The 20,394-nt window shown below is 68.1% G+C and carries 23 protein-coding genes; 9 read left to right on the top strand and 14 right to left on the bottom strand.

The window, feature by feature from the left end; translation table 11 throughout:
- Positions 1 to 27 precede the first annotated feature (27 nt).
- Complete coding sequence (locus C4F17_RS09515) at positions 28 to 456, bottom strand: CBS domain-containing protein (RefSeq protein ID WP_081271529.1); 429 nt, start codon at positions 454 to 456, stop codon at positions 28 to 30.
- Between the two features lie 329 nt (positions 457 to 785).
- On the opposite strand from C4F17_RS09515, the gene ylqF reads away from it, so the two are divergent.
- Positions 786 to 1,748: a ribosome biogenesis GTPase YlqF gene (ylqF, locus tag C4F17_RS09510; protein WP_106935073.1), complete on the top strand. Its 963-nt coding sequence runs from the start codon at positions 786 to 788 to the stop codon at positions 1,746 to 1,748.
- A gap of 6 nt (positions 1,749 to 1,754) precedes the next feature.
- Here the strand turns inward: ylqF and C4F17_RS09505 are convergent, their stop codons facing one another.
- Positions 1,755 to 2,594: a hypothetical protein gene (locus C4F17_RS09505; RefSeq protein WP_159053631.1), complete on the bottom strand. Its 840-nt coding sequence runs from the start codon at positions 2,592 to 2,594 to the stop codon at positions 1,755 to 1,757.
- Between the two features lie 120 nt (positions 2,595 to 2,714).
- Positions 2,715 to 4,352 (bottom strand): DUF4139 domain-containing protein, encoded by a 1,638-nt coding sequence (locus tag C4F17_RS09500; RefSeq protein ID WP_106935071.1) that lies wholly within the window; start codon positions 4,350 to 4,352, stop codon positions 2,715 to 2,717.
- 199 nt (positions 4,353 to 4,551) lie between these two features.
- Here C4F17_RS09500 and C4F17_RS09495 point away from each other — a divergent pair, with 199 nt between their 5' ends.
- Positions 4,552 to 4,977, top strand: coding sequence for a PaaI family thioesterase (locus tag C4F17_RS09495; RefSeq protein WP_106937503.1), 426 nt, complete (start codon positions 4,552 to 4,554; stop codon positions 4,975 to 4,977).
- On the opposite strand, the gene C4F17_RS09490 is transcribed toward C4F17_RS09495, so the two are convergent.
- Positions 4,907 to 6,130: an acyltransferase family protein gene (locus C4F17_RS09490; RefSeq protein ID WP_106935070.1), complete on the bottom strand. Its 1,224-nt coding sequence runs from the start codon at positions 6,128 to 6,130 to the stop codon at positions 4,907 to 4,909. The genes C4F17_RS09495 and C4F17_RS09490 overlap by 71 nt on opposite strands.
- 155 nt (positions 6,131 to 6,285) lie before the next feature.
- Here C4F17_RS09490 and C4F17_RS09485 point away from each other — a divergent pair, with 155 nt between their 5' ends.
- The 4 genes from C4F17_RS09485 (at position 6,286) to C4F17_RS09470 (ending at position 9,968) form a co-directional block, all read left to right on the top strand.
- A complete protein-coding gene (locus tag C4F17_RS09485; RefSeq protein ID WP_106935069.1) occupies positions 6,286 to 7,188 on the top strand; it encodes a LytTR family DNA-binding domain-containing protein in 903 nt (300 codons plus the stop codon).
- Positions 7,189 to 7,340: 152 nt separating this feature from the next.
- Positions 7,341 to 8,543: an ammonium transporter gene (locus tag C4F17_RS09480; protein ID WP_106935068.1), complete on the top strand. Its 1,203-nt coding sequence runs from the start codon at positions 7,341 to 7,343 to the stop codon at positions 8,541 to 8,543.
- A gap of 80 nt (positions 8,544 to 8,623) precedes the next feature.
- Positions 8,624 to 9,559 (top strand): succinylglutamate desuccinylase/aspartoacylase domain-containing protein, encoded by a 936-nt coding sequence (locus C4F17_RS09475; protein WP_106935067.1) that lies wholly within the window; start codon positions 8,624 to 8,626, stop codon positions 9,557 to 9,559.
- Between the two features lie 13 nt (positions 9,560 to 9,572).
- Positions 9,573 to 9,968 carry a DoxX family protein gene (locus C4F17_RS09470; protein WP_234382693.1) on the top strand — a complete coding sequence of 132 codons (396 nt, stop codon included), beginning with the start codon at positions 9,573 to 9,575 and terminating at the stop codon, positions 9,966 to 9,968.
- On the opposite strand, the gene C4F17_RS09465 is transcribed toward C4F17_RS09470, so the two are convergent.
- From C4F17_RS09465 to C4F17_RS09450, 4 genes are read right to left on the bottom strand one after another with little or no spacing between them, the layout of a single operon-like run.
- Positions 9,965 to 10,186 carry a HepT-like ribonuclease domain-containing protein gene (locus tag C4F17_RS09465; RefSeq protein WP_106935066.1) on the bottom strand — a complete coding sequence of 74 codons (222 nt, stop codon included), beginning with the start codon at positions 10,184 to 10,186 and terminating at the stop codon, positions 9,965 to 9,967. The two genes, C4F17_RS09470 and C4F17_RS09465, sit on opposite strands and share 4 nt — an antisense overlap.
- On the bottom strand, positions 10,183 to 10,473 hold the full coding sequence (locus tag C4F17_RS09460) for a nucleotidyltransferase family protein (protein ID WP_106935065.1): 291 nt from the start codon (positions 10,471 to 10,473) through the stop codon (positions 10,183 to 10,185). Before C4F17_RS09460 ends, C4F17_RS09465 begins: the two co-directional genes overlap by 4 nt.
- A 39-nt stretch (positions 10,474 to 10,512) precedes the next feature.
- Entirely contained in the window at positions 10,513 to 11,424 is a 912-nt protein-coding gene (locus C4F17_RS09455) for a M23 family metallopeptidase (protein ID WP_199851939.1), read from the bottom strand.
- Between the two features lie 39 nt (positions 11,425 to 11,463).
- Positions 11,464 to 12,015 carry a pseudouridine synthase gene (locus C4F17_RS09450; RefSeq protein ID WP_106935064.1) on the bottom strand — a complete coding sequence of 184 codons (552 nt, stop codon included), beginning with the start codon at positions 12,013 to 12,015 and terminating at the stop codon, positions 11,464 to 11,466.
- 86 nt (positions 12,016 to 12,101) lie between these two features.
- Here C4F17_RS09450 and C4F17_RS09445 point away from each other — a divergent pair, with 86 nt between their 5' ends.
- Positions 12,102 to 12,410, top strand: coding sequence for a hypothetical protein (locus tag C4F17_RS09445; protein WP_172839978.1), 309 nt, complete (start codon positions 12,102 to 12,104; stop codon positions 12,408 to 12,410).
- Positions 12,411 to 12,473: 63 nt separating this feature from the next.
- On the opposite strand, the gene C4F17_RS09440 is transcribed toward C4F17_RS09445, so the two are convergent.
- The gene (locus C4F17_RS09440; protein ID WP_106935063.1) at positions 12,474 to 14,288 is read right to left on the bottom strand and encodes a glutamine--tRNA ligase/YqeY domain fusion protein; all 1,815 of its coding nucleotides are present in this window, start codon (positions 14,286 to 14,288) and stop codon (positions 12,474 to 12,476) included.
- A gap of 147 nt (positions 14,289 to 14,435) precedes the next feature.
- On the opposite strand from C4F17_RS09440, the gene C4F17_RS09435 reads away from it, so the two are divergent.
- On the top strand, positions 14,436 to 14,783 hold the full coding sequence (locus C4F17_RS09435; RefSeq protein ID WP_081271540.1) for a hypothetical protein: 348 nt from the start codon (positions 14,436 to 14,438) through the stop codon (positions 14,781 to 14,783).
- An 82-nt stretch (positions 14,784 to 14,865) separates the two neighbouring features.
- Here C4F17_RS09435 and C4F17_RS09430 read toward each other — a convergent pair whose 3' ends face one another.
- Genes C4F17_RS09430 through C4F17_RS09410 form a run of 5 tightly spaced genes read right to left on the bottom strand, consistent with a single transcriptional unit; the run spans position 14,866 to position 18,581 of the window.
- Entirely contained in the window at positions 14,866 to 15,702 is an 837-nt protein-coding gene (locus C4F17_RS09430; protein WP_106935062.1) for a LytR/AlgR family response regulator transcription factor, read from the bottom strand.
- Positions 15,703 to 15,711: 9 nt separating this feature from the next.
- On the bottom strand, positions 15,712 to 16,725 hold the full coding sequence (locus C4F17_RS09425) for a sensor histidine kinase (protein ID WP_172839760.1): 1,014 nt from the start codon (positions 16,723 to 16,725) through the stop codon (positions 15,712 to 15,714).
- A gap of 53 nt (positions 16,726 to 16,778) precedes the next feature.
- Positions 16,779 to 17,075, bottom strand: coding sequence for a 2TM domain-containing protein (locus C4F17_RS09420; RefSeq protein ID WP_081265870.1), 297 nt, complete (start codon positions 17,073 to 17,075; stop codon positions 16,779 to 16,781).
- Positions 17,072 to 18,028, bottom strand: coding sequence for a sterol desaturase family protein (locus C4F17_RS09415; RefSeq protein WP_106935061.1), 957 nt, complete (start codon positions 18,026 to 18,028; stop codon positions 17,072 to 17,074). The genes C4F17_RS09420 and C4F17_RS09415 overlap by 4 nt, the downstream gene beginning before the upstream one ends.
- A 31-nt stretch (positions 18,029 to 18,059) precedes the next feature.
- On the bottom strand, positions 18,060 to 18,581 hold the full coding sequence (locus C4F17_RS09410) for a DUF6622 family protein (RefSeq protein ID WP_081265872.1): 522 nt from the start codon (positions 18,579 to 18,581) through the stop codon (positions 18,060 to 18,062).
- A gap of 258 nt (positions 18,582 to 18,839) precedes the next feature.
- Here C4F17_RS09410 and C4F17_RS09405 point away from each other — a divergent pair, with 258 nt between their 5' ends.
- Positions 18,840 to 20,351 carry an efflux RND transporter periplasmic adaptor subunit gene (locus C4F17_RS09405; RefSeq protein ID WP_106935060.1) on the top strand — a complete coding sequence of 504 codons (1,512 nt, stop codon included), beginning with the start codon at positions 18,840 to 18,842 and terminating at the stop codon, positions 20,349 to 20,351.
- Positions 20,352 to 20,394 lie beyond the last annotated feature (43 nt).

The following is a 20,394-nucleotide window of genomic DNA, read 5'->3' as shown; positions in this document are numbered from 1 at the left end:
GGGCAGGGTCCGCAATGCGGCGGTTTCTCAGCTCTGGATGTATGTGGTCAGCTGCTCGATGGTGGCCTCGTGGTCCGAGATGATGTCGTCCATCAGGTCCTGGATCGAGATCATGCCGACCACCTTCTCGCCGTCGACCACCGGCAGGTGGCGGAACTTGCGCTGGCTCATGAGCGTCATGCAGGCGCGCGTGCGGGTTTGCGGGGTGACGGTCATCACATCGGGCGTCATGATCTCCGAAACGCGCACTTCCTTCGAGTTCTTGCCCTGCAGCGCCACCTTGCGGGTGTAGTCGCGCTCTGAAAGAAAACCGACCAGCTTCTCGCCCTCCATCACCATCAGCGCGCCCACCTCGAAGCGCGCGAGGGTGGCCAGCGCGTCGAACACGGTGGCGTTGGGAGAGGTGCGCCAGGCCGCGGAATCGTGACGCTTGAGCAGTTCGGAGACGGGTTTCATCGCGGTAACTCCATAAAAAAGTTTTCGACTCGACCGACGCTCATGCGCCGCGCTCGTTCAAATGATAGGGGCGGACGCGCCTCGGGCGTCGCAAAACCCTCTAGGGGATTGCGCGTGTGTGCAACCCGCGCGCAATGCGCCAAAAATCAATGCTGTGCCGCGCCGATGCGAACACGCGGCTCAGCGGGGTAGGCAGAATCGCCGAGCGCAGCTATCGAAAACGTAGCGCGCAGCTAGCGTTCAGGTTCCCGGTTCACAATTCGCACCCCGGCCCGAAGGCCGGTCCGTTTCCCCGAATTGCAGTCAGCGCGAAAAGAAAGAGCCTACCGATGGCGATCCAGTGGTTCCCCGGTCACATGTATGCGACCCAGAAAGCCATCACCGAACGGGTGAAAGACATCGACGTGGTCATAGAACTGCTCGACGCACGCCTGCCCGGTTCCAGCGCCAACCCCATGCTGGCGGAGCTCACGGCCGGGCGGCCCAGCCTCAAGGTGCTCAACAAGCAGGACCTGGCCGACCCCGAGCGCACCGTGCAGTGGCTCGCGCACTACAACGCGCTGCCCGACACCCGCGCCATCGGCCTGGACGCGAGCCAGACCACGCCCGCGCAGCAACTGGTGAAGGCCTGCCACCAGCTCTCGCCCAACCGCGGCGGCATGGCCAAGCCGATGCGCGTGCTGATCTGCGGCATTCCCAACGTGGGCAAGTCGACGCTCATCAACACGCTGACTGGCGGGCGCAAGGCCAAGACCGGCGACGAGGCCGGCATCACCAAGCTCGAACAGCGCATCACGCTGGCCGACGACTTCTACCTGTGGGACACGCCCGGCATGCTGTGGCCGCGCATCATCGTGCCCAAGAGCGGCTACAACCTGGCCGCCAGCGGTGCCGTGGGGCGCAACGCCTTCGACGAGGAAGAGGTGGCGCTCGAGCTGCTCAACTACCTCAAGGTGCACTACGGCGCCGGCGTGGCCGCGCGCTTCAAGCTGGTGGAGCTCGACGCCGCCACCATGGCCGAGATGAAGGACGAGGCGCTGCTCGACACCATCGGCCGCAAGCGCGGTGCGCTGCTGGGCAAGGGGCGCGTCAACCTGCAGAAGGCGGCGGAAATCGTCATGCACGAGTTCCGCGCCGGCAACCTCGGGCGCATCACGCTCGAAACACCGGAAGAGTTTGCCGAATGGCTGGCCGATGGGCAGCGCCGCGACGCCGAGCGGGCCGCGAAGAAGGCCGCGCGCAAGCAGAAGGGCAAGCCGAAGCCAGAGACGGCGCCCGGGCAGGAAGCCTGAGCGCCCTCAGTCCAGCGCGAACAACGCCGCCGCCGCCTCGTTGAGCGCCACCGTGCGGCGCGAATCCGGGTGAGGCCCGGCGGCCTTCAGCGCGCGCTGGTAGAGCGCGACGCGCGTGGCCGAGACCGGGCGGCACAGCGGCCGGCTCACGAAGCGCGAGAAGCTGCGCCCCGGCACCACGTAGCGCCCCGGGTTGAGCCGCGCGAAGCGGATGTACGCCTGCAGCGCATAGAGCATGTCGGCATGCAGCGCATCCATGCGCTGCTCGGCGTCCTTGCCGATCTGCGCGCGGCCCTTGGCGTCCTTCTTCAGCGGCAGGCCGAGGATGTCGGCCATGTCGATCTCGAAGTGGGTGAAGTCGCCGTACGGGCGCTTGCAGTCGATCATGAAGGTGCGCCAGTTTGCGCGCTGCAGCAGGCGGATGTGCTCGTCGGTCACGTCGAAGGCGTCGCGCTGGCCGAAGGGCGGCTGGAAGGCGTAGTGCCCCTGCGCGAAGCTCGCGTGCAGGAAGAAGGCCGAGGTCACGTTGGTGAAGCGCTCGACCGCCGCAGAGGAGGCGCCGTCGAGCGCTTCGCCGAACTGCTCGAGCGTCAGGTCGGGCGGCACGATGCCGGGTGCGCCGGATTCGCAGTCGACCCACTCGGCCTTGCTGCGGCGGAACCAGTCGATGTCTTCCTGCGTGATTTCCACGCTGCCGATGGCGGTGGCCGGCAGGGCGGGTTCCGGCGGCGCGGCGGCGGCTGCGGCGGGCGCGCTTTTCCGTTCGCAGCCCGAGACGGCGAGCAGGGCGGACGCCGCGCACGCGGCCGACAAGGCCAGCGCGCCTCGCCGATGAATCCTTCTCACGTTTTTTCTCCCATGGATGAGCGATTGGGTCCATGAGGATGCCACGCCGGCCTGACTCGGATCTGAGGAGCGGCCCGCAAGCCCGAGGTTCATGCGCGCTCGAACCGCGGGCGAGGGCGCTCAGCGCATCTGCAGCCGCGCGTCCTTCGGGTAGCCGATGGTGTAGTCGGCCGCCACGCGGGCGGACTTGCCTGCGTCCAGGTCGAAGCGCCACATCGTGAGGCCGGGCTGCTTGTTCCACGACAGGTCGTCGGGCCTGGGCGCGAACTGCGAGCTCACGCGCACCTGCTCGTCGACAGACACCGGCGCGGCTTCCAGTACCTCCACCGTGACCGGCGTGCGGTGGCGGTTCTCGACCACGTAGGCGCGCTGCACCTTGCGCTCGGCGCGCGAGCCGGCGAAGCCGCCGGTGCCCTGGTTGTCGCGCTCGGGCTCGGCCTGCACCCGCACCAGTTCGTCGCGGCCGAAGGACAGCGTCAGGCGGGCATCGGTGGGCGGGCTCCAGCGGCCGTTGCCGACAAAGGCGCCGTCGCGGTACAGCAGCATCGGGCCGGCCGGCCAGACGCCGTCGGGCTGCGCCATGTCGGCGACCAGGAAGGCGCTGGCATCCACGCGCGGGCTGGTGCGGGCGACCAGCCTGGCGGTGTCTTCATGCTGGCCCAGCGCCAGGGTCACGCGCTGGCCGTTGGAGGGTACGTCGATGCTTTGCGGCACTGAAAACTCTGTGGCGAAGCTGCTGTCGAACACGCTCACGTCGAACAGCGGTGCGCGGCGCTCCCGCGACTGCCTGGCGCTCTCGGGAGCCATGGCTATCGGCGCGGCGGGCATCGGCGCCAGTTCTTCGTTACGCGTGCGCGCCGGCGGCGGCTCCACGCCGATGCGCCATGCCGATGGCAGCCGCCCGGTGGTTTCGCGGCGCGGCTGGCCGGTGGAGAGCACCAGCTTCACGCCGCGCCAGTCTTCGCCCGTGGCCTGTGCCACCAGCGCCTGGCGCTCGATGCGGACCTTGCCGGTGCCGCTGTCGAGCAGCGCGCGGTAGCTGGGCGTCCAGCCGGGGCCGTTGACCTGGTAGCTGAGCCTGACGTCGGCGTCCGCGCTGGCCGCCAGCGTGACCGTCACGGCCATCACCTGCTCGCCGCTGCCCTGGGTGCGGGTGCGTTCGGCGAGCAGCGGGTTGAGCTGGCGGTCGATGTCGGTCTGCCGGCGCTGGATCTGGTGCTGCTTGAGCAGCGAGTCCTGCCCGGTGCGGCGCATCGCCTCGGTCATGGCGACGAGGTTGCGCGCATCCATGGGTGCGCGGGCCCCCTGGGGCGTGTCGCCACCGCTGCCGGCCAGGCCCTTGAGGTAGCCGTTGACCATGCCGAGCGCATCGCTCTCGGCCTGCAGCGCGGCCTTCTGATCTTCCAGCTCGCGAATGCGGCCATCCAGCGCGCTGGTCGCGCACTGCGCGGAAAGCTCGCGCGCCTCGCTCAGCACCGAGGTCTCGCCCACGCGCACCGATGCGTCGGCCGACACCTGCAGGCTCTGCACGTCCAGCCCTGCCGGCAGGCAGGCGAAGGTGACCGAGCGGCTTCCGGCCGCCACCCGCGCCACGCGATCGACGGTGGCGCTGCCGGGATAGACCTTCACCTGGGTGATGCGCGAGCTGGAAAAGGCCGCCGGCTGCGTGGCGGCCTGCCCTTGCGCGCTGAAGCTCAGCACCAGCAGGACGGCGGCGCCTGCGGTGGCGCGAAGGAAGACGGGGTTCGTTGCTTTCATGGGATGCCTTCGAAGAAAGAAATGGGACAGACCCCCACTGCTACGGACGGGCCGCGCGAAAGGGGTTAAGGCATCGCAAGAAAATTTTCGGCCGCTGTCGCCAAGGCAACCGCCGGCGCGTGAGCGGTCACGCGCGCGACGACGAATGCGGGGGGCGGTTCGTAGAGTGGCCTGCATCGCTTTCAACGGACTGCACGCCATGCTCGACACCATCCAGGCCATCAACAAGACCGCCGCCTTCAACCGCTGGGCCGGCTTCGAAGTCACGAGCGCCGCCAACGGCGAGGCCGAGCTGCGCATGGACTTCCGCGAGGAAGACATGGGCCAGTACGCCGGCTTCCTGCATGCGGGGATGATCGGCGCGCTGCTCGACACCGTGAGCGGCTTCGCGGCCGCCAGCGTGGCGGGCCGCGTGCTGGCGTCGCATTTCTCGGTGAACTGCATCGCGCCCGCCGTGGGCAGCGCCTTCGTGGCGCGGGGCCGGGTGGTGAAGGCCGGGCGCAAGCAGGTGTTCGCGGCGGCCGAGCTCTATGCGCAGGGCGAGGGCGATGCCCTCAAGCTCGTGGCGACGGGGAACGCCATTCTGGTTCCGGTGGAAGAGGCTGCCGCGAAGCCGGCCGCCTGAGCTTCAGCCCGAACAGCGGCCGCAGGAAGTTGACGCGGCGGACCAGCCCGTCGGTCAGCGCCCAGCAGCCGAAGATGGTCAAAGCCACCAGCAGCGCGGGCTCTACCACCGGCCCGAGCGCGAGCGGGGCCAGCAGCACCGCACCGATGATGATCAGCGTCTGGTGCAGCACGCACCACGGGTACACCGACTCGTTGGCCCAACGCAGCCAGGGCCAGGGCCGGTTCAGGTACCGGTGCCCGTAGCCCAGGATGGCCGAGACCGTCAGCCACAGGTAGAGCACGCGCAGCACGTCCATCGACAGCCCCGAGGGCGGCCCGCTGGTGACGGCGCGCAGCGCGAAGAAAGTGGCGATCACCGCGAGCGCCAGCGCAAGGGACACCCGGCGCAGCCGCTCCAGTTCCTTCCAGACGCCGGTGTCCACGCCCATCCAGTAGCCATAGAGGAACATCGTGAAATAGATGCTGTGCAGATGGAAGTCGCGCACCAGGTTGTGGGTGGCCGGAAAGCGCGAGGCCAGCAGCATCGTCCACAGCAGCAGCGGCACAGCCGGCAGCAACAGCAGCTTCCAGCCGCGCAGTCCGTTGAAGCCGCGCCGCACCCGCTGGCCGGCGGCGGACTTCCACAGCGGCAGTGTCAGCGCCACCAGTGCCGTGTAGGTGAACAGGTAGGGCAGGTACCAGAGGTGGTTCCAGGTGATGCCGAAATCCGCGCCATCGAAGGCCTGCTTCGGCCACGGCGCACTCATCGACAAGTAGCGCAGCAGGAAGGCGCCGAAGCCCGGCGCCACCATCCCGTTGGCCACGCCCTGCGCGTAGGCCTGGTAGGGCACGATCACCGCCATGCCGAAGGCCAGCGGCAGCATCAGCCGCAGGCCCCGGCTGCGCAGCAGCGCCCAGGTGCCCTGGCCGCGGCTCAGGAAGCCCAGCGACACGCCGGAGATGAGGAACACCAGGTCCATGCGCCAGAGGTTGAGCATGGCCATCGGCCAGCGCAGCCATTCGGCCTCGTGAGGGCTCTTGAGGTGCCAGTGCCAGCCGGCCACGTAGTACATGCCCACGTGATAGAGGATGACGAACAGGAATGCCAGCGCGCGCAGGGCGTCGATGTCGTGGCGGCGATGGTCTGGCGGGATGTAGGCGGCGGTGTGCATCTTGGGGGCCTCGAAGCGGGAAGGCCGCGATGTTCGGGCGCCCGGTGCCGCGGCGGCGCGCCGCCGGGACGGATTGCCCCCGCTTTGTGACGAGCGGTGGCCCCCAGGGACGAAATTCGCCGGCCCCAGGGGGCGATTTCGCGAGAATTCCGGGCATGGGCGATCCACGCAAGAACCTCTACGAACGCTACGAGCCGATCCGCCGCTATGTCGAGGTGGGCTTCTGGATCGTGCTGATGACGCTGCAGGCCGCGTTCAGCACCCTGGTCGCGATCGCGGATGTCGGCAATCGCGCGGTGCCGCATGCCCGCTGGGAAGTCGTCACCTGGGAGGTGTCGAGCCACTTCGTGCTGTTGCTGCTGGTGCCGGCGCTGGCGGCCATCGAGCGCCGGCTGGCGCCGCTGGCGAGCAGGCACTGGTTCCGCTTCCTGGCCTGGCACCTGGCGGCCAGCGTGGCGGTCAGCGTGGTCCACGTGGCCGGCATGTTCGGGCTGCGCTCGCTGGTCTATTCGATGGCCGGCGAGCACTACGGCTTTTCCAGCTGGACCGCCCAGTGGGGCTATGAGTACCTGAAGGACGTGCGGGTGTACGCCAGCATGATCTTCGGCATCTGGGTCTACCGGCGGTTCCTGCTGCGCTTGCAGGGAGAGGCCCGGGTGCTCGATTCGCCGGAGGAGGGAGCGACAGAGGCGGCGCCCTCCGTGCCGGAAGCCACGCCACCGCCGCCCCCGCGCCCCGAACGATTCCTCGTGCGAAAGCTGCGCCGCGAATTCCTCATCGCCGCCACCGACATCGACTGGCTGCAGGCCGAAGGCAACTACGTGGGCCTGCACGTCAACGGCCACGACTACCTGCTGCGCGCCACGCTCACCGACTTCCTGACCCAACTCGACCCCGACCGCTTCGCGCGCGTGCACCGCAGCCATGCGGTGAACCTGGGCCGCGTCAAGGAAATCGAGCCGCTGGACGGCGGCGACGCCCGGCTGCACATGCACGACGGCACTACGGTGCCCTGCAGCCGCCGCTACCGGGACGCACTGCGCGCCGGCGCGGGCTGATCCGGTGCGCGAACGGGCTTGGCAAGCCCGTTATTGGTTCGTTCTGCACCATCAAAGAGCTTTCAGGCACCTTTTTTGCTTGCTCACGGCGCCGCTCCGAGCAATTCGGGTGCGTTGCACCAAATCAAACCAAAAAACTGCAAGAAGCTTCAATGGACGCACTCAAACAGGGCGCTGACGCGCTGTTCATCCTTCTCGGCGCGATCATGGTGTTGGCCATGCATGCCGGTTTTGCCTTTCTGGAGCTCGGCACCGTCCGAAAGAAGAACCAGGTCAATGCGCTGGTGAAGATCCTGGTCGACTTCTCGGTGTCGACCATCGTGTACTTCCTTGTGGGCTACGGCGTGGCCTATGGCACGCATTTCTTCGTGAGCGCCACTGAACTGTCGGCAAGAAGCGGCTACGAGCTGGTGAAGTTCTTCTTCCTGCTGACCTTTGCGGCGGCCATTCCGGCCATCATCTCGGGCGGCATCGCGGAGCGCGCCAAGTTCTGGCCGCAGCTCATCGCCACGGCGGTGATCGTCGGCTTCGTCTATCCGCTGTACGAAGGCATCGCGTGGAACAAGCACTTCGGCATCCAGGGCTGGATAGCGTCGCTCACCGGCCACGAATTCCATGACTTCGCCGGCTCGGTGGTGGTGCACGCCGTGGGCGGCTGGCTCGCGCTGCCGGCCGTGCTGCTGCTGGGCGCGCGGCGCAACCGCTACCGGGGCGACGGCTCGCTCAGCGCACACCCGCCGTCGAACATTCCGTTCCTGGCGCTCGGCGCATGGGTGCTGTGCGTGGGCTGGTTCGGCTTCAACGTGATGAGCGCGCAGAGCATCGACAAGATCTCCGGCCTCGTCGCCGTCAACTCGCTGATGGCGATGGTCGGCGGCACGCTGGTCGCGCTGGCCATGGGCAAGAACGACCCCGGCTTCGTCTACAACGGCCCGCTCGCGGGGCTCGTGGCCATCTGCGCCGGCTCCGACCTGATGCACCCGCTGGGCGCGCTGGTGGTGGGCGGCGTGGCCGGCGCGATCTTCGTCAAGATGTTCACGCTGGTGCAGAACAAATGGAAGATCGACGACGTGCTCGGCGTGTGGCCGCTGCACGGCCTGTGCGGCACCTGGGGCGGCATCGCGGCAGGCATCTTCGGCACGCAGGCGCTGGGTGGCATGGGCGGGGTGAACGTGTGGGCGCAGCTGATCGGCACGCTGATGGGCGTCGTCTGGGCCGGCCTGGCAGGGTGGGCGGTGTACGGCGCGCTGAAGAAGGCGGTCGGGCTGCGGCTGACGCAGGAAGAGGAATACGACGGGGCGGACCTTTCGATCCACCATATTTCGGCGACGCCGGAGCGTGAAGTGAACTGGTAATGGGCCCTGGCGGCGTGCGAGGCGCGAAACGGCCATCTGTAGCAAACTTGCCGGCTGCTTCGCTCACTCCCCACAGCCCCATGACCCAACTGCCCCCCGCCCTCGAAGTCCTCCCCCGCGACCTCTCCGCCTACCGCAAGGGCAACGTCGGCATCGACTACGTGCACCGCTTCGAGTCGGGCAAGCCCGGCCCGCACGTGCTGATCAACGCGCTCACGCACGGCAACGAGATCTGCGGCATGACCGCCGCCACGCATCTGCTCGACAACAACGTGCGCCCGAAGATCGGCACGCTCACCGTGGCCTTCGCCAACATCGAGGCCTACGAGTCGTTCAAGGAAGAGGCGCCCTTCGACAGCCGCCAGATCGTGCACAACCTGAACCGCATCTGGTCGCCCGAGTGGCTCGACGGCAAGGAAGACAGCCCCGAGCTGCGCCGTGCGCGCATCCTGCGCCCGGTGGTGGAGGCGGCCGACCACATCCTCGACATCCACTCGACCAGCCAGCCCGTGGTGCCGTTCTGGGTGTACCCGGCGTTCGAGCGCAACGCCAAGGTCGCGCTGGCCATCGGGCGCCCGTCGGTGCACCTGGTGATGCCCGACGGCCTGGGCTCGGGCACGCCGCTGATCCAGTACGGCAGCCATGGCGGCCCGGACGGCAAGGGCGTGGCGATGGTGGTCGAGTGCGGCCAGCACTTCCTGCGCTCGGCGTCGGAACTCGCGACCGCCGTCACCTACGACTTCCTCGCGTATTTCGGCCTCGTCGACAAGGACCCGGCCACGCCGCCGCCCGAGGCGCAACGCCGCTTCCAGCTGCTGCAGACCTACGTCATCAAGTCGGAAGACTTCGCGTTCTTGCGCCCGCTGATCGGCTTCGAGACCTTTGCCAAGGGCGAGTTGATCGCCACCAACGGCGACGAAGAGATTCGCGCGCTGTGCGACGACTGCACGATCTTCATGCCCGCGCAGCGCACGATCGTCGGGCGCGAAGCCGTGTACCTGACCAAGCCGCTGTGAGGCCGGCTGTTCGATGACCACGATCCCCGCCATGAGTCGCTGGCGCGTGGCGGGGCTGGTGTTCGTCTTCCTGTGGTTCGCCATCGGCGGCGTCGCGCATTTCGTGGCGACCGAAGCCGAGATGCAAATCGTGCCGCCGTGGATTCCATGCCCGCGCGAGACCGTGTGGGTGAGCGGCGTCTTCGAACTGCTGGGCGCGGCCGGTTTGCTGTGGCGGCCGACGCGCCGGGCTGCGGGAGTCGGGCTGTTCCTGCTGACTCTTGCGGTGACGCCCGCGAATGTCTACATGCTGCAGCGGGCGGACTTTTTCGCGAACGTGCCTTACTGGGCGCTGGTGGCGCGGCTGCCTTTGCAGGTGGTGTTGCTGGCGGTGATTGCGTGGAGTACGGCGCGGCCGAAGGCGACTTAGGCGAGCGGGGTCGACTTGGCTATCTGCACGCGAAGCGGCCGCAAATCGTTCTGCACTGTCTGCCAGACGATGGTGTGATCGACAGTGAAATAGCCATGCGAGAGCGCGTTTCGCATTTCGTATGCGATGCGCCAGGGAATTTCAGGGTGCATCGACGAAAACTCCGGATGAATATGGCCCAGATAGTCCACAACTCGCCGCGGATCGCTGCGACTCATAGAGGCACCGCTTCGCGCAGAACACGATCACGGAACTTGGGAGGCAGGCCGGCAGGGGTGAGTACATCCACCTCGATGCCAAGCAGGGCTTTCAGTTCGTAGCGAATGGCGCCAATGTCCATGAGCGTAGTTTGCTCGGTGGGGTCCACCAGCAGATCCAGGTCGCTGTCTGCACCGTCCTCGCCGCGCGATACGGAGCCGAAAACCCGAACTCCGCTGACATGGTGACTCAGCACGATCTCGCGAATGCGAGCGCGATGCAGGGACAAGGCTTCCGAAGGGCGCATGGTCGCAGTGTAGTGCTGTGCGGCAATGCCTCGAACGCCTCAAGCCGCAACGAACAACGCCGGATCCACCATCGCCCGGTTGAGCATCACCGACCAGTGCAGGTGCGGCCCGGTCACCCGCCCGGTCGCGCCCACCGCGGCCAGTTTCTCGCCGGTCTTCAGCACGTCGCCGACCTTCACGTCGACCCGGCTCAGGTGGCAGTACATCGTGAGCAGTCCGCCGCCGTGGTCCAGCCACACGGTGCCGCCGTTGAAGAAATAGTCGCCCGTGTCGATCACCTTGCCGGGCAGCGGCGCCAGCACGGGCGTGCCGGTGCCCGCCGCGATGTCCATGCCGCTGTGCGGATTGCGCGACTGGCCGTTGAACACCCGGCGCAGGCCGAACGAGCTGGAGCGGCGGCCCGGCACGGGCACGCGCATCTGCAGCGCTGCGTCGGGGCGCATGTCGGTGAGCGTGGCCATCACGGCGCTCAGGTGTTCGCGTTCGCGCTCGTAGCGGGCCTGGTCTTCGGGGGCCAGGTCGACGGTGCGCGGGGCGACCGTCAGGCGTTGCTCGCGGTATTGCTTGGGGGCGACGGTGTAGGTGATCTGCCTTTCCGGGCGGCCTTCGGGGCGCACTGTGATGCTGGCTTCGCCCGGCTCGGCGGCGAGGGGAATGCCGACCAGAGCGGTCCATTCGATGGCGTCGCCCAGCACGAGCAGAGGTATGTCGCCTGCAAAGGCAGCAGGCCGCTTTGCAGCCGGCCCGAGCGACAGGCGGGCCACGCCGCCCGGCACCTGGGATGCGTGAGGCCAGACATCGGCGTGCGCGGGTTGCTGCGCTTTCTTTGGCGAGGCGGCGTTGGCCAGCTGTGAAGCAGGCATCGCGAGCAGGCCGAGGCCGCCGAGCAGGGCAGAGCGGCGATTCAGCATGGAAGACGCACGGTCGGAAAAGTCGAAATTGATTGGCATGAATAGATGTCGTTGAAGGTTCTTCGATGCGGGACAGGGTCAGCCGAGCCAGCTCCCCGGCGCCAGCCCTTCGAGCGTGTGTGGCCCGATGGCGGCGCGGATCAGCCGCAGCGTCGGCAGCCCGACGGCCGCCGTCATGCGCCGCACCTGGCGGTTGCGGCCTTCGCGTATCGCTAGTTCCAGCCACGCGGTGGGGATGCTCTTGCGTTCCCTGATGGGGGGCTGGCGTTCCCAAACCTGGGGCGGCGGGTCGAGCAGGCGCGCCCTGGCGGGGCGCGTGGGGCCGTCGTTGAGTTGAACGCCGTTGCACAGCGCAGCAAGCGCCTCTTCGGTCGGCGTGCCTTCCACCTGCACCCAGTAGATCTTTTCCATCTTGAAGCGCGGATCGGCGATGCGCGCCTGCAGCTTGCCGTCGTCGGTGAGCAGCAGCAGGCCTTCGCTGTCGGCGTCGAGCCGGCCGGCCACGTAGACGCCGGGTATGTCGATGAAATCTTTCAAGCCGCGCCAGCGGCCCTCGGGCGTGAACTGGCTGAGGACGCCATAGGGCTTGTTGAAGCGGATCAGGCGGGAAGAAGGGCTCGGAAGGTTCATGAGCCGACAGGATAGCCCGGGTCTGTCCTGCAACATTCGCTGCGGTGGGTGGCTCCAATGGGTTCATCACCAAGGAGAACCCGGAAATGACGATGCGAAGCTCTATTCATCTCGCTTGCGTGGCGGCGGCGGGTTTTCTGATGGCGGCCTGCAGCAGCACGTCCCTGCGCGTCGGCGGCGCGCCGGAGGCGAGCGTCAAGAATTGCGTTGCCGCCGCAGCGCGTGAATTGCGGGTGCCACCGGCCAGCATCGTGGTGGACAGCGGTTCGACGCCGCGCGACGGGGTCTACACGATCAACCTGAAGGTCGGGCCGCAAGCGCGGCCCGCCGTTTGCACCACGGACGAGAACAGCGCGGTGCTGGGCGTCGTCTACAAGCGGCCGGGCGCGTACTGACAAAAACAAAAAAGCCGGAGCCATCGAGGCCCCGGCTTTCGCCTTGGAGGGACGCGGGCCGCCTTATTTGCCCCAGCTGTCCCGCATGCCCGCTGCGCGGTTGAACACCAGCTTGCCATCGGCGTCGCCCTTCGAATCGCGCACGAAGTACCCGTGCCGCTCGAACTGGATCCCGATGCCTGGCTCGGCCTTTGCCAGCGAGGGCTCGACGAACGCCGAGCACACTTCCAGGCTGGTCTTGTTCAGTTCGTCCAGCAGCTCGCCGCTGCCCGGGTTGGCTTCCGCGAAGAGCCGTTCGTACAGCCGCACTTCGGCCTGCACCGCATCGGCGGCGGCCACCCAGGTGATGTTGCCCTTGACCTTGATCGCGTCCGCGCCGGGCGTGCCGCTCTTGGTGTCGGGCACCAGCGTGGCCTGCACTTCGACGAGCTTGCCGTCGGCGTCCTTGGTGCCGCCGGTGCATTCGATGACGTGGCCGTACTTCAGCCGCACCTTGTTGCCGGGGAACAGGCGGAAGAAGCCCTTGGGCTGCACTTCTTCGTAGTCGGTGCGCTCGATCCACACTTCGCGGCCGAGCTTGAATTCGCGCTTGCCCATTTCGGGGTGGTGCGGATGCACGGGGGCCGAGCAGTCGTCGAGCGAGTCGTCGCCGCCCATCAGCTCGCCCCAGTTGGTGATGACGAGCTTGACCGGGTCGAGCACGGCCATGGCCCGTGGAGCGACAGGGTCGAGGGTGTCGCGCAGCGCGGCCTCGAGGCTGGCGTAGTCGATCCAGCCGCCCGACTTGGTGGTGCCGCTTCGCTCGCAGAACAGGCGCAGCGCTTCGGGCGTGTAGCCGCGGCGGCGCAGGCCGGCGATGGTGGGCATGCGCGGGTCGTCCCAGCCGTCGACGTATTTCTCCTCGACCAGCTGGCGCAGCTTGCGCTTGCTGGTCATCACGTGGGTGACGTTGAGGCGCGCGAATTCATATTGGCGCGGGTGCGGGCTGGCGACGAGGCCGCCTTCGGCGAGGCGGTCGAGCAGCCAGTCGTAGAAGGGGCGCTGGTCTTCGAACTCGAGCGTGCAGATGCTGTGGGTGATCTGCTCCAGCGCGTCTTCGATGGGGTGCGCGTAGGTGTACATCGGGTAGATGCACCACTTGTCGCCGGTGTTGTGGTGGTGGGCACGGCGCACGCGGTACAGCGCGGGGTCGCGCATGTTGATGTTGGTGCTGGCCATGTCGATCTTGGCGCGCAGGATGGCGGCGCCGTCGGCGACCTGGCCGTCGCGCATGGCACGGAAACGCGCCAGGTTTTCCTCGGGCGTGCGGGTGCGGAAGGGGCTGTCGGTGCCGGGCGTGTTGAAGTCGCCGCGGTTCGCGCGCACTTCGTCGGCGGTCTGCTCGTCCACGTAGGCGAGGCCGGCGCCGATGAGGTATTCGGCGGCCTCGTACATGAAGTCGAAGTAGTTGCTCGCGAAGTACTCGTGCTCCTGCAGCGTGCCGGGCGCGCTGGGGCGGTCGGCCAGGTAGGTTTCGTAGCCGAGCCACTTCACCGCGTCGCGGATGGAATCGACGTATTCCTGGTCTTCCTTCTCGGGGTTGGTGTCGTCGAAGCGCAGGTGGCACACGCCGCCGTATTCCTTGGCCAGCTCGAAGTTGAGCCAGATGCTCTTGGCGTGGCCGATGTGCAGGTAGCCGTTGGGTTCGGGCGGGAAGCGCATGCGCACCTTGGCCGGATCGGCCATGCCCTGGGCGTGGTGGGCGGCGCTGCCGGGCGATCCGCCCCACTTGCGGCCTGCGTAGGCGCCCTGTGCGAGGTCGTTCTCGATCACGTGGCGCAGGAAATTGCTCGGTGCAGCGGTCGTTTTGGCGCCGTTTTTGTCGGTCGGGGAGGTCATTGCGGCATTCTAGAGGGCGCCCTTTGAGCGTTACCTTTGGCAACTCTCTTCACATTGGCGGGTGCACCCCGTTTGCATTTGCCGCGTTCAATACGTACATGGGCGGTTCAGACCCGAACGCAGCGCCCCAAACAAGGAGTCCACATCATGAGCCTCACACGTTCTACTTTCTTCAAATGGGCCGCCGCAGGTGTCGTGGCAGCCGGTGCACTGTTTGCGGCCACCTCGGCCAGCGCTCGCAGCGACGTGAGCTGGTCGATCGGCGTCGGCGTGCCAGGCGTGGCTGTCGGCGTGGGCAACCCGGGCTATTACCCGGCTCCGGCCCCTGTGTACGTGCCGCCGGCACCCGTCTACTACGCGCCGCCGGCCCCGGTGTACTACAACCCGCCGCCGGTGTATTACCGTCCGGCCCCGGTCTACTACGGCCCGCCGGCCTATTACGGCCCGCGCTACTACGGTCGTGGCTACTACCGCGGTCATGGCCACTGGCGCTAATTAGCAACGGCTTTTGTGACTGAATGAAAAACCGGCCCTCGCGAGGGCCGGTTTTTTCATGGGTGCGGCGGAAGCCGGCTTTTCACATGGCGCGAAACAGGTGGGCGTAGAGGCGGCTGACCGGGATCTTCTCGGCGCGCCCGCGCAGCATGAGATGCATCTTGCCGGCCTCGTCGCGGTGTACCGACTCGATGGCCGCGCTGCGCACCACCACCGCCCGGTGCACCTGCCAGAAGGTGTCGGCGTCGAGCTGGGGCAGCAGCTGCTTCAGCGGCGTGCGAATCAGGTATTCGTGCGTGGCGGTCAGCACGCGTAGGTATTTGTCCGCGGCTTCGAAATACAGAACCTCGTCGATGGGCACCATGCGCACAGTGCTGCCGCCGGCGTCGCTGGCGGCAATCATGCGCAGCGGGGCGGCCGGCGGCGCGAGGGCTTCGGCGCCCGCGCCCGCGGCGCTCAGCACCTGGCGCCATTGGGCGAGGGTGCGCTCGAGGGCCTCGTCGGCCACGGCGGGCGTGGCTGCGGGCTGGCGGGCGGCCAGCGCCTGCTGCAGCCGGGCCACGGTCTTGCGCAGCCGCTGCGGCTGCACCGGCTTGAGCACGTAGTCGATGGCCTGGGCCTCGAAGGCGCGCGCGGCGTATTCGTCATAGGCCGTGACGAACACCAGCTGCGGCATCGGCGCCTGGTCGGCAGGCCAGCAGTCGGCCAGCTCGGCGACGGCGCCCAGGCCGTCCAGGCCGGGCATGCGGATATCGAAGAACAGCACCTGCGGCAGCAGGCGCAGCGCCTCGCGCACGGCGCCGCGGCCGTCTCCTGCGATGGCGACGACCTGCAATTCCGGCCAGGCGGCGGCCAGTTCGGCCTTGAGGGCTTGCGCGAGCAGGGGCTCGTCTTCGGCAATGAGGGCTGTCGGGGTCATCCTGGAATCTCAAACGGGCAGGGGGAAATTCAAAGTTGCGCAGGTGCCGCCGGTGCCGCCGGGCGCCAGGCGAAGGGCGCCTTGCGCGCCATACACGGTGGCCAGGCGCTCGCGCACCTGCTCCAGCCCGAAACTGCTGCCCTCGGAGGGCGGTGCGCCATCGAGGCCGACGCCGGTGTCGATCACTTCGATGACCAGCTGGCCTGCCTCCTGGCGCGCACGCACGGTGATTTCCCCGCCTTCCACCTTGGGCTCGAGCCCGTGGCGGATGCTGTTCTCGACCAGCGGCTGCAGCAGCAGCGGCGGCACGGGAACGTCGCGCAGTGCTTCGGGCAGGTCGAGCGTGTAGCGCAGGCGCTCGCCCATGCGCACCGACATCAGTTCGAGGTAGTCGGCCAGCCGCTCGAATTCTGCCGACAGCGGATGCGACAGCGTCCTCGAGCCGCTGAGCGTCATGCGCAGGTAGCTGTTGAGCCGGTCGAGCATGGCCACGGCGCGCGCCGGGTCGACGGTGATCAGCACCCGCAGGTTGGCCAGGGTGTTGAACAGCATGTGCGGCTCCAGCTGCGTTTCGAGCAGCTTGAGCCTTGCTTCGGTGGCGTTGCGCTGGGCTACCTCGATCTGGCTCTGCATGTGCTTGCTCTTGCCGAGGCTGTAGAAGAAGAAGCACATGCATACCGTCGCGACGATGGTGATGACGGCGGCGGTGGCCAGCTTGTGGCCCCGGATGTCGAGAAAGTCGAACGCGGGCGCGCCGACCCATGCGTCGCCGATGAGGTTTCCGACGAAAAAGCCGACGAACACGCCCGCCACCACCAGCAGGAGGCCCCAGGGGCCGCCGGGCCAGTGGATTTCATGGTGCCCGGTGAGCAGAAGCCGGCCGCAGTCGATGAACAGCCAGCTCACCGTGCCGATCGACAGCGAATAGACCAGGTGCGCGGCCCATCCGCCGCCTTCAGTGATGGTGAGCGCCGTGGCAATGAGGCAGCAGAAGACGGCGGTGATCAGGCCATGCCGGAGCATGTCCCGCAGGTTTGCCGACCCGAACCGGGGAAGTGGCGGGGCCTGCTCCAGGCTCACCCGCGGTCCCCGGCGCCCAGCGCGCGGCGTTCGCGTTCCACCAGGCGGTCGTAGAAGCCGCCGCCGGGCGCGATGAACCAGACCACCGCGCCGTGGATCAGCAGCCCCAGCCCCCAGCCCATGAGCGGATACATGGCCCAGCTGCGCCCGTTGGCGGCCGAGATCGTGACCAGGCCCACATTCACCAGCACATAGACGAAAGCGTGGATGTACCAGCCCATCTTGGCGCCGGCCCGGCGCCGGGCGAGGCGTTCGACATCGGAGGGCCGGGTGTTGTCGGAGGAGGGATTCATGACAGCTCCTTGTTGTACTGGACAGGAATGAAATCAGGGGTCGTCGACGGGGCCGGAGGCGTTGCCTGCAGGGCCGCGCGCCGTCTCAGTTCTTCCGTGGTGTCGCCGGGGCCGTCGGGCTTCCAGCCCGGCGGCTTCACGAGATAGCCCACGAAGGCGCGCACCGATCGCGCCGAGGCCAGGTCGCGGAACAGCGAGCGCCAGTGCGTGAACTCGATCTCGAAGATGTTGTTCGTGGTGATCGGGTTCACCAGCCCGTAGCGGCAGGGGAGGTCGGCGCGCTCGGGAATATAGGTGCCGAACAGCCGGTCGAACACGATCAGCACGCCGCCGTAGTTGCCGTCGAGGTATTCCAGGTTCGACGCATGGTGCACGCGGTGTGCCGAGGGCGTGTTCAGAAACCATTCCAGCGGGCCGAGGCGCGGAATCCAGGTCGCGTGGATCCAGAACTGGTACAGCAGGTTCAGCGTGAGCATCAGCAGGATCACCTTTGGCGGCATGCCCAGCAGCGGCGCCAGCATGAAGAAGGCCAGGGTGCCGGTGAGGCGGCCGGTCCAGCCGAAGCGGTAGGCGGCCGACAGGTTCAGCTGGTTCGGCGAATGGTGGATGGCATGGGTGCACCAGAACCAGCGCACCCGATGCGCCGCGCGGTGGTACCAGTAATAGCAGAACTCCTGGCCGATGAAGCAGGCGGCCCAGCCGGTCCAGTGGTCCATCGGCAGCGTGAACAGGCGGTGGGCGTAGAACCAATCCATGGCGCCGGTCCAGAAGGCCAGCGGCAACAGCCAGCGCAGCGGGTATTCGCGAACCAGGAAGTCGACCACCGAGACGCCGGACGCCTTCCAGTCGTAGCTGCGCCAGCCGTTGCGCAGGGAAAGCACCAGCGCTTCGGCGATGGAGGCGACGAGCACCACCGTGACGGAGATCTTGAGAATGAGCAAGAGCGCGTTCATGGTGGCAGTTCCTTGGGGCCGGTTGCCGATATTAGGCGGCGCGCACGCCGGCCGACATGGCGTCAGTACGGATGGCGAGCTTCCAAAGGCGTGCCGCGCGGGCCACGAAGACGCCGGTGAAGGCGCCGTACAGCGTCGGCACCACGATGCCGAAGGCGGCCTGGTGGCCCAGCTCGGGGTGCATGGCCAGGGCCGCGCCCACCACGTACTTGGTCAGGAAGATGCCCATCATGAGCATCAGCGGCACCGGGCTGCCGGCCACGTGGAAGCGGCGCTCGGCGGCGTCGTAGCGCGTGGCCGCGGGCAGCGGGCGCTGCAGCACCAGCGCCAGCATCACGACCGCGGCCAGGGCCCAGCCGAGCAGCGCGGCGAACGATTCGCCGAAGACCGAGATCACGCCGTAAAGCGACAGGCCGCCCATGGCGACGGGCATCAGCGTGACCCGGGACAGGCTCACTTCGTTGGTGAGCAACTGCCTGGCGCCGAGCCAGAGCAGGAGGAAGAAAACGGCGAACACCCACTTGGGCGTATGGAGGATGACTTGCATCAGCATGGTGGCGCTCCGTTGAAAGATGAAGAAAAGCCGAAGGGCGGGAGAAGAATCGATGGAGCGGACTTTGCCGGGCCCGACCCCTGCCGGCCACCGGCGTGCGACGAAATGCCGGGCGGCGGCGCGAACTGCGTCAGGCGGGCGTGAACTGCTGCGGCACGGGCGGCAGCTTTACCGACGCTTTACGGCGCAGCAAACTCCGCGGCTACCATTCCGCGCTGTACTCTAGGTCGAACCTCGCCCCCTTCGCACGCACAGCCCATGGAACAAGAAAAACCACCCGAGCCCCTGCCCGCCAACGTGTCTCCCACACATCCACAGGTGCGCAGGCGTCGCTGGGTCGGGGCGTTGCTGACGCTGCTGTTGCTCGCGGCCCTGGGGGGCGGTGCGTGGTACCTGATCCAGCGCGCGAAGACGCCCGCGGGTGCGCCGGGCGCGGCCCCTGGCGGGCGCCCGGGCGGTGCGGGTGGCCCGGGTGCACGCGGCGGCGGTGGCGGCGGTCCCGGCGGCCCCGGCGGCGCGGCCGTCAGCACGGTCGGCATCGCGACGGCCAGGCAGGCCGACATCCCGGTGCAGCTCGAGGCGCTGGGCACGGTCACGCCGCTGGCCAACGTGGTGGTGCAGCCCCAGGTGTCGGGCGTGCTCACCGCGGTGCTCTTCCAGGAAGGGCAGATGGTCAGGAAGGGCGACGTGCTGGCCACCATCGATCCGCAGCCGTTCCAGAACGCGCTGGCGCAGGCCAGCGGCGCACGCCAGCGCGACGAGGCCCAGCTGGCGGCGGCGCGCGTCACGCTGTCGCGCTACCAGACCCTGCTCGGGCAGGACTCCATCGCGCGGCAGGACGTCGACACCCAGGCCGCGCTGGTCAAGCAGCTCGAAGGCACCGTGGCCATCGACCGCGCCAACGAGAACACCGCGAAGCTCAACCTCACCTGGAGCCGCATCACCGCGCCGGTGAGCGGGCGCATCGGCCTGCGGCCGGTGGACGCGGGCAACTACATCTCGACCGGCGCCACCAACGGCATCGCCACCATCACCCAGATCGCGCCGATCGACGTCGAATTCGCGATTCCGCAAGACCGCGTGCCCGAAGTGCAGGATCGCCTGGCCCAGGGCGCGAAGCTCGACGCCACCGCCTTCGACCGCACGCGCACGCGCAGGCTCGCCACCGGCACCTTCGCCACGCTCGACAACCTGGTCGACACCGCGACCGGCACCGTCAAGGCCAAGGCCCGCTTCTCCAATGCCGACAACGCGCTGTTCCCGAACCAGTTCGTCAACCTGCGGCTGCTGCTGCGCACCGTGAGCGGCGCGGTGGTGGTGCCGGTGACGGCACTGCGCCACGGGCCCAACGGCGACTACGTGTACGTGCTGAAGGACGACAGCACCGTGGCGCAGCGCACGGTGACGCGCGGCGAGTCGAGCGTCGACAACGTCGCGATCACCTCCGGCCTCGCGGCCGGCGAACAGGTCGTGACCGAGGGCGGCGACCGCCTGAAGGACGGCGCGCGGGTGCAGACCACGGTCGACCGGCCGGCGGCACCGCCGGCGGGCGCGGCCTCCGGGGAGCGCCGCGGGCATCGCGGCGAGCGCGGCGGTGCTGGCGGAGGTGGCCGGCGAGAAGGCGGCGCGGGCGGCGCGGGCGGCGCGGAAGGCGCGGGCACGCGGCAGCGGCCGGCTTCAACCGACTCGGCCACCCCCTCGGTGCCTCCGGCCGCGCCCGCGGTGCAGCCGGGCACGCCGCCCGCCGCGCCCGGCGGCACGATGCGCTGACCGATAGCGCTCCAACAGACAGACCGACCGACCGCAAGCGCCG

It is taken from the genome of Variovorax sp. PMC12 (assembly GCF_003019815.1).
GTDB lineage: Bacteria > Pseudomonadota > Gammaproteobacteria > Burkholderiales > Burkholderiaceae_C > Variovorax.
Note: the sequence above shows the minus strand (reverse complement) of the source record. Positions and strands in the feature narration are given on the sequence as shown.